Annotated in this window: 13 protein-coding genes; 2 read left to right on the top strand and 11 right to left on the bottom strand. The window is 72.3% G+C overall.

Annotation, left to right across the window (positions count from 1 at the left end):
- Positions 1–27: 27 nt before the first annotated feature.
- The 5 genes from ACZ46W_RS07365 to ACZ46W_RS07345 form a co-directional block, all read right to left on the bottom strand.
- Entirely contained in the window at positions 28–768 is a 741-nt protein-coding gene (locus ACZ46W_RS07365) for a hypothetical protein (RefSeq protein WP_468332838.1), read from the bottom strand.
- Positions 765–2,075, bottom strand: coding sequence for an AI-2E family transporter (locus ACZ46W_RS07360; protein WP_468332835.1), 1,311 nt, complete (start codon positions 2,073–2,075; stop codon positions 765–767). Before ACZ46W_RS07360 ends, ACZ46W_RS07365 begins: the two co-directional genes overlap by 4 nt.
- 121 nt (positions 2,076–2,196) lie before the next feature.
- Positions 2,197–2,913, bottom strand: a complete 717-nt coding sequence (locus ACZ46W_RS07355) for an aggregation-promoting factor C-terminal-like domain-containing protein (protein WP_468332832.1) — start codon at positions 2,911–2,913, stop codon at positions 2,197–2,199.
- Positions 2,914–3,306: 393 nt separating this feature from the next.
- Positions 3,307–4,629, bottom strand: a complete 1,323-nt coding sequence (locus ACZ46W_RS07350; RefSeq protein ID WP_468332829.1) for a PhoH family protein — start codon at positions 4,627–4,629, stop codon at positions 3,307–3,309.
- A gap of 298 nt (positions 4,630–4,927) precedes the next feature.
- A complete protein-coding gene (locus ACZ46W_RS07345) occupies positions 4,928–5,689 on the bottom strand; it encodes an isoprenyl transferase (RefSeq protein ID WP_126883717.1) in 762 nt (253 codons plus the stop codon).
- A gap of 158 nt (positions 5,690–5,847) precedes the next feature.
- Between ACZ46W_RS07345 and mgrA the strand changes: the two genes are divergently transcribed.
- On the top strand, positions 5,848–6,885 hold the full coding sequence (gene mgrA, locus ACZ46W_RS07340) for an L-glyceraldehyde 3-phosphate reductase (protein ID WP_468332825.1): 1,038 nt from the start codon (positions 5,848–5,850) through the stop codon (positions 6,883–6,885).
- A gap of 361 nt (positions 6,886–7,246) precedes the next feature.
- Here the strand turns inward: mgrA and ACZ46W_RS07335 are convergent, their stop codons facing one another.
- Genes ACZ46W_RS07335 through ACZ46W_RS07325 form a run of 3 tightly spaced genes read right to left on the bottom strand, consistent with a single transcriptional unit; the run spans position 7,247 to position 10,063 of the window.
- Positions 7,247–8,791: a DUF2079 domain-containing protein gene (locus tag ACZ46W_RS07335; protein WP_468332822.1), complete on the bottom strand. Its 1,545-nt coding sequence runs from the start codon at positions 8,789–8,791 to the stop codon at positions 7,247–7,249.
- Positions 8,792–8,822: 31 nt separating this feature from the next.
- Positions 8,823–9,221, bottom strand: a complete 399-nt coding sequence (locus ACZ46W_RS07330; RefSeq protein ID WP_468332819.1) for a cupin domain-containing protein — start codon at positions 9,219–9,221, stop codon at positions 8,823–8,825.
- A 53-nt stretch (positions 9,222–9,274) separates the two neighbouring features.
- Positions 9,275–10,063: a prepilin peptidase gene (locus ACZ46W_RS07325; protein WP_468332816.1), complete on the bottom strand. Its 789-nt coding sequence runs from the start codon at positions 10,061–10,063 to the stop codon at positions 9,275–9,277.
- A gap of 89 nt (positions 10,064–10,152) precedes the next feature.
- On the opposite strand from ACZ46W_RS07325, the gene ACZ46W_RS07320 reads away from it, so the two are divergent.
- Positions 10,153–10,530, top strand: a complete 378-nt coding sequence (locus ACZ46W_RS07320) for a DUF192 domain-containing protein (RefSeq protein ID WP_468332813.1) — start codon at positions 10,153–10,155, stop codon at positions 10,528–10,530.
- On the opposite strand, the gene ACZ46W_RS07315 is transcribed toward ACZ46W_RS07320, so the two are convergent.
- The 3 genes from ACZ46W_RS07315 to ACZ46W_RS07305 are packed head-to-tail and all read right to left on the bottom strand — an operon-like array spanning position 10,502 to position 12,859.
- A complete protein-coding gene (locus ACZ46W_RS07315) occupies positions 10,502–11,617 on the bottom strand; it encodes a hypothetical protein (RefSeq protein ID WP_468332810.1) in 1,116 nt (371 codons plus the stop codon). The genes ACZ46W_RS07320 and ACZ46W_RS07315 overlap by 29 nt on opposite strands.
- A gap of 43 nt (positions 11,618–11,660) precedes the next feature.
- A complete protein-coding gene (locus tag ACZ46W_RS07310) occupies positions 11,661–12,179 on the bottom strand; it encodes a hypothetical protein (RefSeq protein WP_468332807.1) in 519 nt (172 codons plus the stop codon).
- Positions 12,176–12,859 (bottom strand): hypothetical protein, encoded by a 684-nt coding sequence (locus ACZ46W_RS07305; protein WP_468332804.1) that lies wholly within the window; start codon positions 12,857–12,859, stop codon positions 12,176–12,178. Before ACZ46W_RS07305 ends, ACZ46W_RS07310 begins: the two co-directional genes overlap by 4 nt.
- Between the last annotated feature and the right edge of the window lie 38 nt (positions 12,860–12,897).

Genomic DNA, 12,897 nt, shown 5'->3' with positions numbered 1-12,897 from the left:
GTGCCGGTGGGCCCCTTTCGTCGTCCCTCAGCGCTTGAGCTCGGCCATCAGCGACCTCATGTCCTCGACCATGAGGTCCTTGACGCCGGACAGGGCCGAGTTGTCGGGCTCCGGCGGGGCCTCACCCGAATCCGCGTCGTAGTCCATCTGGACGGTGACGAAGAGCGTCAGCACCGCCTGCCCGTCCAGCACCTTCAGCGCGGCGAAGCCTTGCTCGTCCTGGGAGTAGAACGCCCGCTCCCCCAGGCCCGCGACGGGCTCCCAGTCGTAGTCGTTGTAGATGTCGGAGATCTCCAGGGGCTCGAACTCCGGCCCCGGGTCCGTCTTCTTGTGCAGTACGTAGGTGAGGTCGGCGCCGTAGAACTGCTCGCCGGTGCCGAACGTCACCGAGCACTCCGCCCGGTCCAGCGCCTCGTGCCTGCCGTGCGGGCCCTCCGCCGGTCCGCCGCTCTGTTTGCCGAACGCCAGGCCCAGGGCGGTCAGCTTCGCCTCACCGCACAGGTTCTCGGTCGCGCGGTAACCGCCCAGGTCCGGACCCATCGCCCGGTACGCGTACAGTCCGCCCGCCCAGAGCGCGGACGCCACCAGCGCACCGCCGAGCGCCCACAGCCACGGGCGCCGCGCCCACCGCCCACCGTCCGGGAGCGGCTCCATGGCGTCGGGCTCGCCCGCCGGCGCCGGACCCGGCACCGGGCCCGGCGGCGAACCGTGCGAGGGGGGTATCGGCGCCTCCCCGTCACCGCCCACGAGTTCGGGTTCGGATATCACTGCCCCTCCTTCGGCGGGGTCCCCGGCGGCGGCGTCGGCGCCGTGCCGTGGGCCGTCGCCCCGTGCGGCGGCGGGGTGGCGCGCAGCGCCTGCTCCTGGCTGTACGCCCGGAGGTAGCCGACGACCGTGTTGGTGACCGCGACCAGCGGGACCGCCACCACGGCGCCGCCGATCCCGGCGACCAGACCACCCGAGGCGACGGCGAGGACGACCGCGAGCGGGTGCACCCGCACCGCGCGCCCCAGGATGAACGGCTGGAGCACGTGTCCCTCGATCTGCTGCACGGCGAGCACCACCAGCAGCACCATCAGGGCGGTGAACACACCCTGGGTGACGAGGGCGACGATGACCGCCAGCGCGCCCGAGACGACGGCGCCGACCAGCGGGATGAAGGAGAACAGGAAGATGAACACGCCCAGCGGCACGGCGAGCGGCACGTCGAGGAAGTAGATGCCGAGGCCGATGAAGATGGCGTCGATCAGCGCGACGACGACCGTGCCGCGCACATAGGCGGTGAGGGTGCGCCAGGCGCGCGGGCCGGCGCCCGCGACTCCGGGGCGGGCCTGGGCCGGGACCAGCTTCAGCCACCAGTTCCACACCTTCCTGCCGTCGTACAGCAGGAAGAGGGTGGAGAACATCGTCAGCAGGATGCCGGTGAGGATCTCCACCATGACCGTCACGCCCTGGAGACCGGCGGAGGTGATCTCCTCCGTGTTCGTCCCGATCGTGTCGCTGAGGTTCTTGGCGATGTCGTTGATCTGCTGCTCGGTGACGTGGAACGGGCTGTCCAGCAGCCAGCGCTTCAGCTCGTCGATGCCGTCCCTGACACGGTCGGAGATGTCCCCGAGGTTGTCCATCACCTGCCAGACGACGAACCAGCCGACCAGCCCCATGATGACGAAGCCGGTGATGGCGGTGAGGGCGGTGGCGAGCCCGCGCGGCAGGCCCCACTTCCTCAGCCGGCCCACGGTGGGCTGGAGCAGAGCGGTGATCAGCAGCGCGGCCACGAAGGCGAGGACCACGAGCTGCACTTCGCTGATGGCCTTCATCAGCACCCACAGGGTGCCCGCGAGGACCAGCAGCCGCCAGCCCGCCTCGGCCGCGACGCGGATTCCCCAGGGGATGGCCGCCACGGGGTCGGGCCGCGCCGCGACGGCGGGGGCGTACGCGGGCGGCGGGGGCACGCTGTCCGGTACCGCCGGGTGCTCCTCGCCCGGCTCTTCCTCCGCCCGGCGCTCGCCGAGCCGCTGACCCATCCGGGTCAGGCCGGCTCCGACTTTGCCGAGCCACCCTGGCACTTTCGACATGATCTTCTCTCTTCCCCCCACCACTCCCCCCGGGAGTTACGGCCCCGACGGTACACGCACGGAGCCCCTCACCGTAGGACGGTGAGGGGCTCCGGAAAGTTGAGCCGGGAGGCGGGGCCGCCTAGTACCAGTTGTTGGCCTGCCAGAAGCTCCACGCGCCGCAGGGGCTGCCGTAGCGCTCGTTCATGTAGTTGAGGCCCCACTTGATCTGGGTGGCCGGGTTGGTCTGCCAGTCGGCACCGGCGGAGGCCATCTTGGACCCCGGCAGCGCCTGGACCAGGCCGTACGCGCCCGAGGACGGGTTCTGCGCGCGGTAGTTCCAGCTCGACTCGTGGTCCACGATGTTGCTGAAGCACTGGAACTGGTCGCCCGGGACCATCTGCCGGGCCATCGCCTGGACCTCGGCGATGCTGTAGGACGACTGCGTGGCGAAGCTGGAGGCGCTGCGGACCTCGTCGCGGCTGGCGCGCTCGGCGGCCTCGCGCTCCTTGCGCTCCTCCTCCGCCTTCTTGGCCTTCTCGGCCTCCGCGTCGGCGGCGGCCTTCTTGGCCTCGGCGTCCTTGGCGGCCTGGATGCGCGCGGCTTCCTCGGCGGACTTCTGCGCGGCCGAGTCGGCGGCGGCGGCCTGGGCCTCCGCCTGCTGCGTCAGCGACGAGACCTGTACCTGGGCCTGCTCGCCGACGGGGATGTCGGCCAGGAGCGTCGTGTTGGCGGCGGCCGCCTCGAAGTTGTCGTTCGAGGGCTGGGTGTTGCCCGAGGCAACGCCCACGACGGCGCCGACAGTGGTGACCGCAGTGGCCGAAGCCACCGCGAATCCCCGGACCGAGATCCGGCTCACACGGTTTCCTTCCAGCATCGTCCGCTTAGGTGACCTCGCGGGCGAAAATCTTGCCCCTGACGCTGGTCCCCCCACTGCTGGGTCACGGGGGACACGGGCCCGGTGGGCAACTCCCTTGCGGGAGAGCCGCGTGGTGCTGCGGGCGGCATACGGCGGACAGCTTTTGAGTTGTGTCACGTGGTGACAGGGGTGCCGTATGCGGGGCCTGACGGAAGCAAGACTCTGCCCGAAGCCGATGCCGCAAGGCAATTCTTCGTTGCGTGTGAAAGCTCACACCCCAGTAGTCCCAGGAGTTTTGCGCATTCCGTCGCCCGGCATGACGCCGCCCGGCTAAGCTCTCGCGCTTTGCCGGGCGGCGCCAACTCCATGTCGGATATGCGGGATCAGAGCGGATTAAATCTGCCCCTCCTCCAGCATTTCGGTCACGAGCGCGGCGATCTGCGAACGCTCCGAGCGGGTCAGGGTGACGTGCGCGAAGAGCGGATGGCCCTTCAGTTTCTCCACCACGGCGACGACTCCGTCGTACCGGCCGACCCGGAGGTTGTCGCGCTGCGCCACGTCATGGGTCAGGACGACTCGGGAATTGGCCCCGATACGGGACAACACGGTCAGCAGGACGTTGCGTTCGAGGGACTGCGCCTCGTCCACGATGACGAACGCGTCGTGCAGCGAACGGCCCCGGATGTGCGTGAGCGGCAGCACCTCCAGCATGCCCCGGCTCAGCACCTCCTCGATGACCTCGCGCCCCGCGACCGCCGACAGCGTGTCGAAGACCGCCTGCGCCCACGGGCTCATCTTCTCGGCCTCGGTGCCGGGGAGATAGCCGAGGTCCTGGCCGCCGACCGCGTACAGCGGCCGGAAGACCATCACCTTCTGGTGCTGCCGGCGCTCCAGGACCGCCTCCAGCCCCGCGCACAGCGCGAGCGCCGACTTGCCGGTGCCCGCCCGGCCGCCCATCGAGACGATGCCGACGTCCGGGTCCAGGAGCAGGTCGAGCGCGATGCGCTGCTCGGCGCTGCGGCCCCGGATGCCGAACGCCTCCCGGTCGCCCCGCACCAGGCGCACGTTCCCCTCGGCGGTGACCCGGCCGAGCGCCTTGCCGCGCTCGGACTGGAGGACCAGCCCGGTGTGGACGGGCAGCTCGGCGGCCTCGGGGACGTACAGCTTCTCCTCCGCGTACAGCAGGTCGACCTGCTCGGCGGTGAGGGGCAGCTCGGACATTCCGGTCCAGCCGGAGTCCGTGATGGCGAGCTCCGCCCGGTACTCCTCGGCGAGGAGGCCGACGGACGACGCCTTGATGCGCAGCGGCAGGTCCTTGGACACGACGGTGACGTCGTACCCCTCGGCCTGGAGGTTGCGCGCGACGGCCAGGATCCGGGAGTCGTTGTCGCCGAGGCGGTAGCCGGCCGGGAGGATGCCGGGATCCGAGTGGTTGAGCTCCACGCGCAGGGTCCCGCCGAACTCCCCGACCGGGAGCGGGGCGTCGAGGCGGCCGTACCGGACCCGGAAGTCGTCCAGCAGGCGCAGGGCCTGCCGGGCGAAGTACCCGAGCTCCGGGTGGTGCCTCTTGGCCTCCAGTTCCGTGACCACCACGATCGGGAGCACGACCTCGTGCTCCTCGAAGCGGGCCATGGCGCCGGGATCGGCCAGCAGGACGCTGGTGTCGAGAACGTAGGTGCGCCTGTCGTTGAGGCGGCGCTTAGTGCTGTTCACCACGGAAGGACCTACCCCCTCAGGTGAGGTCGGGTGCGACTTCGACGGCGTCGCGGGGGGATGGGGCCGGGCTCTGGCCGCGATGCGCGGGCCGAGCTCCGGCCCTCCGCGTCGTCCGTACACGTCCTGCACGGTCGTCCTGGTGCAAAGGGCCTCCCGGGTGAGCGGGCTGGCGTGCCGCTCACACTGGAGGGGGTATTCCCTCGAACGCCCGGCGCCATGCCATGGCATATGACGACGCGTCGGTGAACAGGTGGTGACGGTCCCCGTCAGGTCCTCGGGCGCCTCGGGGAACGTTCCGTCAGGTGCCGTAACGGCGGTGGCGGGCCGCGTAGTCACGCAGCGCGCGGAGGAAGTCGACCTTGCGGAAGGCCGGCCAGTGGACCTCGCAGAAGTAGTACTCCGAGTGGGCGCTCTGCCAGAGCATGAAGCCGGACAGGCGCTGCTCGCCGCTCGTGCGGATCACCAGGTCGGGGTCGGGCTGGCCGCGCGTGTAGAGGTGCTCCGAGATGTGCTCGACGTCCACGATCTCGGCGAGCTCCTCGAAGCTCGTGCCCTTCTCGGCGTGCTCCAGCAGCAGCGAGCGGACCGCGTCCGCGATCTCCTGCCGGCCGCCGTAGCCCACGGCGACGTTCACGAGTATTCCGGTGCGGTCGCGGGTGGCCTCCTCGGCCTCCTTCAGCACGGCCTGCGTACGGGCGGGCAGCAGGTCCAGGGTGCCCACGTGGTGGACGCGCCAGCGGCCGTCGGCGGCGAGGTCGCGGACCGCGTTCTCGATGATGCCGAGGAGCGGCACCAACTGCTCCTCGGGCCGGTTGAGGTTGTCGGTGGACAGCATCCAGAGCGTGACGACCTCGACGTCCGTCTCGTCGCACCAGCCCAGCAGTTCCTGGATCTTGCTCGCGCCCGCCTTGTGACCCTGCTCCGGAGTGCCGCCGGACGCCTTCGCCCAGCGGCGGTTGCCGTCGAGGATGACGCCGATGTGCTTGGGCACCTGGGCGTGGTCGAGGCGGCCCTCCACCCGGCGTGCGTAGAGCCTGTACACCAGGTCGCGCAAGTTCACCGATCTCACCTCTCGATTGCGTACGGGCCCGCCACGGCGTCGGCCCAGGGGGATCGAAGCCGGCATCACCGCGGCGGTCCCCGAAGCCGCCACATTACTGCGCGGGGGTCACGGCGGCCCAACCCGGTCTGTCACAAGTCCGTGATAAGGAGGGAGGCGTGACTGATACCCCCGCATACCGCCCCGCCGACGACCGCTACGGCTCCATGGAGTACCGCCGCACCGGCCGCAGCGGACTCAAACTGCCCGCCATCTCGCTCGGCCTCTGGCACAACTTCGGTGACGACCGCACGCTCGCCTCGCAGCGCGCGATCCTCCGCCGCGCCTTCGACCTGGGCGTGACGCACTTCGACCTGGCGAACAACTACGGACCGCCGCCCGGGTCCGCCGAGTCGAACTTCGGCAAGATCTTCGCCCAGGACTTCGCCCGATACCGGGACGAGATGGTGATTTCCACCAAAGCGGGCTATCTCATGCACCCCGGCCCGTACGGCGAGTGGGGCTCCCGCAAGTACCTGATGTCCTCGCTCGACGCCTCGCTGAAGCGGATGGGCCTCGACTACGTCGACATCTTCTACTCGCACCGCTTCGACAAGGACACCCCGCTGGAGGAGACGATGGGCGCCCTCGCCTCCGCCGTCCAGCAGGGCAAGGCGCTGTACGTCGGCGTCTCCTCCTACAGCAGCGAGCAGACCGCCGAGGCCGCCGGGCTGCTGCGGGAGATGGGCGTCCCGGCCCTGATCCACCAGCCCTCGTACTCGATGATCAACCGCTGGACCGAGGACGACGCGCTCCTCGACACCCTGGAGGAGGCCGGCATGGGCTGCATCGCCTTCGCGCCGCTCGCCCAGGGCCTGCTCACCAACAAGTACCTCAAGGGCATCCCGGAGGGCTCGCGGGCCAGCCAGGGCAAGTCCCTCGACCCGAACCTGCTCTCCGAGGAGGTCGTCCGCCGGCTCCACGGCCTCGACGAGATCGCCCGTCGCCGCGGCCAGTCGCTGGCGCAGCTCGCGCTGACGTGGGTGCTGCGCGACGAGCGGATGACCTCGGCGCTGATCGGCGCGTCGAGTGTGACGCAGTTGGAGGAGAACATCGCCGCGCTGGGCGGGGCGCCGCTGACCGACGAGGAGCTGAAGGAGATCGACTCGTACGCGGTCGACACCGCCGGCACCAACATCTGGGCGGCACGTAGCTGAGGGCTGCGGGGCCGGGACCGTGCGGGCCGGGCCGGGGCCGGGCTCGGCGGGGCGGTTTCGCGGCGGCCGGGGGGCCGCTCTTGACGCGGGAGAAAAAACGGGCCGGTCCGTGGGGGGGATACGGACCGGCCCGAGGGGGGGTTTCCACCATAACCCTTCGTAAGTGGTGCTGGGCGCCACGACAGGCCGCAACTACGCTCCGAAAAAGCGGGACGGCCCCGGGAGCACGGGATTCAGCCGTTTTCCCGTCCTCCCCAAGGGGGACCCTGTCGCAAAGGCGCCGGGTTGACGGCCGGGGACGGCGCCCGCGATCTGCGCAGAAACGCTCATGCTCGCTCATGCCCGATCGGCGGTACGACGGTCATGACCGACGCAGCAGGGTGATGCCGTCGCGCGCGGCGACCTTCCGGTAGCCGTACCGCTCCTGCGCGGCGGCCAGCTCGGCCTCCTGCTGCTCGAGGGGGTAGGGCCAGTGGCCCGTCCTGTACGGCCAGGCCTCCGGGGCCCGCCGGTCGTGGACGATCCATTCGGCGGTGGGCGGCGGGAGGCGCTTCCTGTCGTACTCGTACAGCTTTCCCTCCACCGGGAACGTCGGGAAGACGACGACCGTGCAGCGCGAAGTGAGCTGCGGGACCAGCCGGTTGGAGGCGGCGACGGTCGCACCGTCCGGGATCTTCGCGAGCAGGGCGCGGGCCGCCTCGACGTGCTCGGTCGTGCGCCAGGTGGCGCGCTGGAGGAGCTGGGCGAGCGGGAAGGAGGGCACCATCACCACCGTCACGGCGAGGACCGTGGCGAGCGAGGCGCGGACGTGGCGGGCGGCGAGCGGGTGGTCGGTGCGGCGCCAGGCGGTCAGCGCGTCGATCAGGCCGGCGAAGACGACCGGCATCAGCACGGCGCTGTAGTGGAACGCCGTGCCCCAGTGGAAGCCGTTGTCCGACATCATCCGCCAGGCGAGCGTGGGAACGGCGATCAGCGACAGCGGCGAGCGCAGCGCGAGCAGTGCGGACGGGGCGAAGACGAGCACCAGGGTCATGGCCTTGATGTCGGGGCGCAGCACGTCGAGCGGGGCGTGGGCGAGGGTGCTGAGCAGCGAGCCGTACCCCTCGGCGAGGTTGCCGCCGTGCGCGTACCCGCCGGCGGGATGGAAGGCGGGCATCAGCAGCTTGACCTCGACGAGCGAGCCGACGAGCCCGGCGGCGACGGTGCCGAGGCCCAGCCCGCGGGTGCCTCGGAGGGCGATGTACGCGCCGACGGCGGCGAGGGTGAGGCCCAGGTCCTCCTTGACCAGGAGCAGGGGCGCGGCCCAGGCGACGGCCGCCCGCCAGCGCTGCCGGGCGAGGGCTTCCAGGCAGCAGGCGAGGAGCGGTACGGCGAGCGCGACCTCGTGGAAGTCGAAGGCGGCGGCCGACGCGATGCCCCAGCTCAGCCCGTACGCGGCGGCGATGGCATGGGCCGCCCGGCGGCCGAGCGCCCGGGCCGCCCAGCGGGCGAGTGGTACGACGGCGACGGCGAGCAGTGCGGACTGGGCGGCGAGCAGGCACAGCGGGGAGGGCCAGAGCCGGTAGAGCGGGGCGAGGGCGGCGAGGAGCGGGTGGAAGTGGTCGCCGAGGAGGTTGAAGCCCTCGCCGCGCAACGGGACGACGGGGGCGCGGAGTTCGGCGTAGGCGCGTACCGCCTGCTCGAAGATGCCGAGGTCGTAGCCGGTGGTCCGGAGGAGGAGGTGACGGCGCACGGCGACGGTCGCGTAGAGCGCGAACAGCGCCGCGGCCCAGCCCCAGGGGAGCAGGGCCGCGGGGAGGCGGGAGGGGAGCCCCGCCGTACCGGCGGGGGCCCTGGTGGTCGTGGGGATGGCGACCTGCTGGTCCTCACGGCCGAGTCGGGACGTATTGTCAGGGGATGTCCGCATGTGGCCGCATGCTAGGACGCAGGCGGGCGGCTCAGGTCAGGTCGTGGCCCGTGGTGCTGTCGACGTGGTGCGGAATCTCCCCCTCATGGCGGTCACCCGTCGACAGCGTGCCGGACGGCTCGAACATCAGAATCGACGCCCCGTTCGGCGCGGACGGCTTGTGCTCGGTGCCCTTCGGTACGACGAAGGTGTCGCCGCGCCGCAGCTCGACCGTCCGCTCGGTGCCGTCGGCCGCGCGCAGCGCGATGTCGAGCCGCCCGTCCAGGACCAGGAAGAACTCATCCGTGTCGGCGTGCACGTGCCACACGTGGTCACCGGCGGCGTGGGCGATCCGTACGTCGTAGTCGTTCATCCGGGCCACGATGCGGGGGCTGTAGACGTCGTCGAAGGTGGCGAGGGCTTCGGTGAGGTTGACCGGCTTCGTATCCATGGCCCCGATACTGCGCCGATTCCCGCCCGGTGTCCTGGTGCGCGGCCGACCGGTCAGGCGGCCGGGACCGCCGCGAAGGCGCCCAGCAGCACGCCCACCAGCGCCCCGCCGATCATGAACGGCCCGAACGGGATCGCGCTCTTGCGGTTCGCGCGCCGCAGCGCCACCAGCGCGAACCCGTACACCGCGCCGAACAGGAACCCGGCGAACGCGCCCGTGAACAGGACGCCCCAGCCGTACCAGCCGAGGACCACGCCCAGCGCGAGGGCGAGCTTCACATCGCCGAAGCCCATGCCGCTCGGGTTCACCAGGAACAGCACGAAGTAGCCGCCGCCCAGCGCGAGACCGCCGAGCAGCGCGGTCGGCCACGACCCGGCGTGCCACGGCAGCAGCGCGGCCACGCCCAGCAGGGCGGCCGTCCCGGCGGCGAGCGGGAGGGTCAGCCGGTCCGGAAGGCGGTGCACGGCCCGGTCGACCAGGGCGAGCAGCACCGCGACCGGCGCGGCCAGCAGCCACACCACCAGTTCCGGCCGGGGCCCGGTCGTGGCGGCGAGCGCCGCGCAGACGAGGGCGGTGACGACCGGGACGGTGGCGGTACGGGCGGGCCCGCCCGTGTCGGAGGTGGCCGGCCGGGCGCTCCCCACCGGTACGGCCACCGCGCACGCCGTGCAGCGCGGCGCGCCGAGCCAGCCGCGCGCGGGCCCCGTGAACGGGTGCCCGGCGGGGCAGGCGTCCCGCCACGGCTCGTCGGGCTCGACGGACAGGCGGTACGCCGGGCGCGGCACGAGCAGGCCGGCGACGGCGCCCCACAGGGCGGCGACGGCGATCAGCGTGGCGTACACGCACCCGACCCTAGGGCGGGGCGGCCGCCCCGTCATGGGTCCACGGGCCCACTGCCGCCACGGCCGGGCCCACGCTACGGTCGTGGCCCATGGCGACCCGGCGGAAGAAGTGGCGTGACGGCACCGGTCTGTTGACCCTGCGGGACGGCACCGTCCCCATCGAGATCGCCGCCTCCTACGGCACCCGGAGGCGCGGTCTGCTGGGCCGGGACGGCATCGCGGGCGCGCTGCTGCTCAGCCCGTGCAACAGCGTCCACACCTTCCGGATGCGGTTCCCCATCGACGTGGCGTACCTGGACCGGGACTTGCTGGTCGTCGACCTGGTCACCATGGACCCCGGCCGCCTCGGCCTGCCCCGCCCGCGCGCCCGGCACGTCCTGGAGGCCGAGGCCGGGGCGATGGAACGCTGGGGCATCCGGCCGGGCGCCGTCCTGGACATCACGGCGGGCCCGGTCCCAGCAGGGTGAACGCCCCGTACGCCGCCGACGCCGACGCCAGTACCGACAGCACCGCCACCACCGTCCGGTCCCGCAGCCGCGCCAGGGCCACCGCCGCCGGGAGCAGCAGCGGGAACGCGGGCATCATCAGGCGCGGCCGGGAGCCGAAGTACGCGGCGCCCACCAGCGAGATGACGACGATCCCGATGCCGTACACCAGCACCGGCAACGGCTGCCGCTGCCGGACGCACAGCCACACCGCCCAGCCGACCACCGCGAGCGCCGCGCACAGCCCCACCCCGGCGAGCGGCACCGGACCGGTCAGGTTCTCCCAGACGAACCGGGCCAGCGCCACGCCCCCGTCGATGCTGTTGCCCCACGCGGCCTGCACCTCGAAGTACGCGGTCGGGCTGCCCTCCCGTACGGCGACGAAGACGACGTACCCGAGCCAGCCCAGCGGCGCGAGCAGCACGCCCATGGCCATCCCCACGTCGAGGCGCCGCTCCCTCACCACCGTCACGATCGCCGTGACGCCGAGCGCCGCGACGAGCGCGGCCGCCGACGGCCGGGTCAGCCCCGCGCCCACGCACAGCACGCCCGCCCAGATCCACCGGCCGCGCAGCACGGCGTACAGCGACCAGGCGGCGAGCGCGGTGAACAGCGTCTCCGTGTACGCCATCGACTGCACGAACGCCGTCGGGTACACGCCCCACAGCACCGCCAGCACCACCCCGGCGCGCCGCCCGGCGACCCGCGCCCCGACCGCGTACATCCCCCACGCGGCGGCGAGCGACGCCGCCCACGACACGACCAGCCCGGCGGTCGCCGCGTCGACCGGCAGGAGGGCCGACAGGCCCCGCTCCAGGGCGGGCAGCAGCGGGAAGAACGCCAGGTCGGAGTGGACGCTGCCATCGGGGAGCGTGACCTCGTGGCCGTACCCCTGCTCGGCGATCCGCACGTACCAGACGGAGTCCCAGCGGCCCTTCAGCCGGTGCAGGGCGTCCTCACCGGCCACGGTGGCGGCGACCGCGAGGACCACCAGCCCCACCGCGCGCACCGCCGCGTAGCCCCACAGGGCGGGCGCGGCGGAGGCGGGACGGTCACGGAGCTGGGACACGCGCTCGATTATCGCGGCCCGCACCGACAGCCGGCGCCGCCGGTCAGTCGCCGGGCACCTCCTCGACCGGTACGTCGGTGACCCCGGCGACCATCATGTGCGGTGCGTCCTCGTCGCACTGGGAGAGGCTCACCGCCACCCAGCGCGGCCCGCGCGGGGACGCGACCGGGCCCCACACCATCAGCTCGCCGTACAGGTCGAAGGCGCGCAGCTCCGCGAAGAGCGGCAGCACCGACTCGTCGTCGACCTCCCCCATGAGGAACGCCCGCATGCTCACCTCCCGGTGCGGGCCCCACCGCTCCTCCAGGGCGCGCGTCAGGGCGGTGAGGTACTCCTCGGCCTCCACCTGCGCGGCATCCCACTCCGGGCCCGGGACACCGAAGTAGGCACGGCTCTCCCACAGGAGCCTCAACCGGAAACCGGCGCCATGGCTGCCGCTCCAGCCCTCCTCCTTGGACGGCTCCCACTGGGTGGGGCCGCTCGCCGGCAGTGGTTCGGCGAGCAGGGCGTCCACCGCGGCGAGGGCCTGGCCGGCGTCGAACGGGGTGCCCGTGGCCTTCACAGCTTGGCCCTCTCCATGGGGCGGGGCAGCGCCTCCAGGGCGCCGGTGGCGCGGAGGGCGCGGTTGACGGCGACGAGGTCGTCGATGCCCGCGACGGCGCCGGAGAGGTCCAGCAGCAGCCCGCCGTGCTCGGCCGGCTCGCTCTTGCCGGGCAACTCCTGGTCGCCGATGAGCGCGGCCCGCCGCTCCGACAGGTAGCCGGCCCAGCCGACGCACGCCTGGCCGGGCTCACGGCCGTCGTCCTCCAGGGCGAGCTGGAGCTCCGTCTCCGTCACCTCTCCCCAGTCGACGTCCCACGTCTCGGCGAGGGCGCGGAGGACATCGGCGTACGGGAGGGACGGGCCGTCGTCCGGGGCGGTGACGGTCACCACCACGCTCATGGCGAGGTGGTCGGACACCCCTCCCCCGGTGCCGCTGACGGCCACCTTGACCGGGCTCGCGGTGGGCGTCGCCAGCGCCATGGCGTACCCCTTGCGGTCCGACCAGTCATCGCCCGCGTTGTTCTCGCGCAGGTGCGCGGCGATGGCGTCGGGGTCCTGTACGTCGTCGATCGGCACCCAGACGCCGAAGACCGCCGGGTCGATCTCCCGGAGCCGGGTGAGGAACGTGCTCCAGCGGACGGCCAGCTCCTGTTCCGACTCGGGCCTGGGCCCCCAGAAGCCCCGTACGACTCGCCTCATGGTCTGTCCTCCTCTGTAGGGTCCCCTCCCGCGCATCC

This window comes from Streptomyces sp. NPDC031064, assembly GCF_055570965.1.
The sequence above is the reverse complement of the archived record's forward strand: the minus strand, read 5'-3'. Positions and strand labels throughout refer to the sequence as shown.

Coding starts and splice junctions, on each gene's coding strand:
- ACZ46W_RS07320 (WP_468332813.1), top strand. CDS start 10,153: ATGGCGACCCGGCGGAAGAAGTGGCGTGACGGCACCGGTCTGTTGACC.
- ACZ46W_RS07330 (WP_468332819.1), bottom strand. CDS start 9,221: ATGGATACGAAGCCGGTCAACCTCACCGAAGCCCTCGCCACCTTCGAC.
- ACZ46W_RS07335 (WP_468332822.1), bottom strand. CDS start 8,791: ATGCGGACATCCCCTGACAATACGTCCCGACTCGGCCGTGAGGACCAG.
- ACZ46W_RS07305 (WP_468332804.1), bottom strand. CDS start 12,859: ATGAGGCGAGTCGTACGGGGCTTCTGGGGGCCCAGGCCCGAGTCGGAA.
- ACZ46W_RS07360 (WP_468332835.1), bottom strand. CDS start 2,075: ATGTCGAAAGTGCCAGGGTGGCTCGGCAAAGTCGGAGCCGGCCTGACC.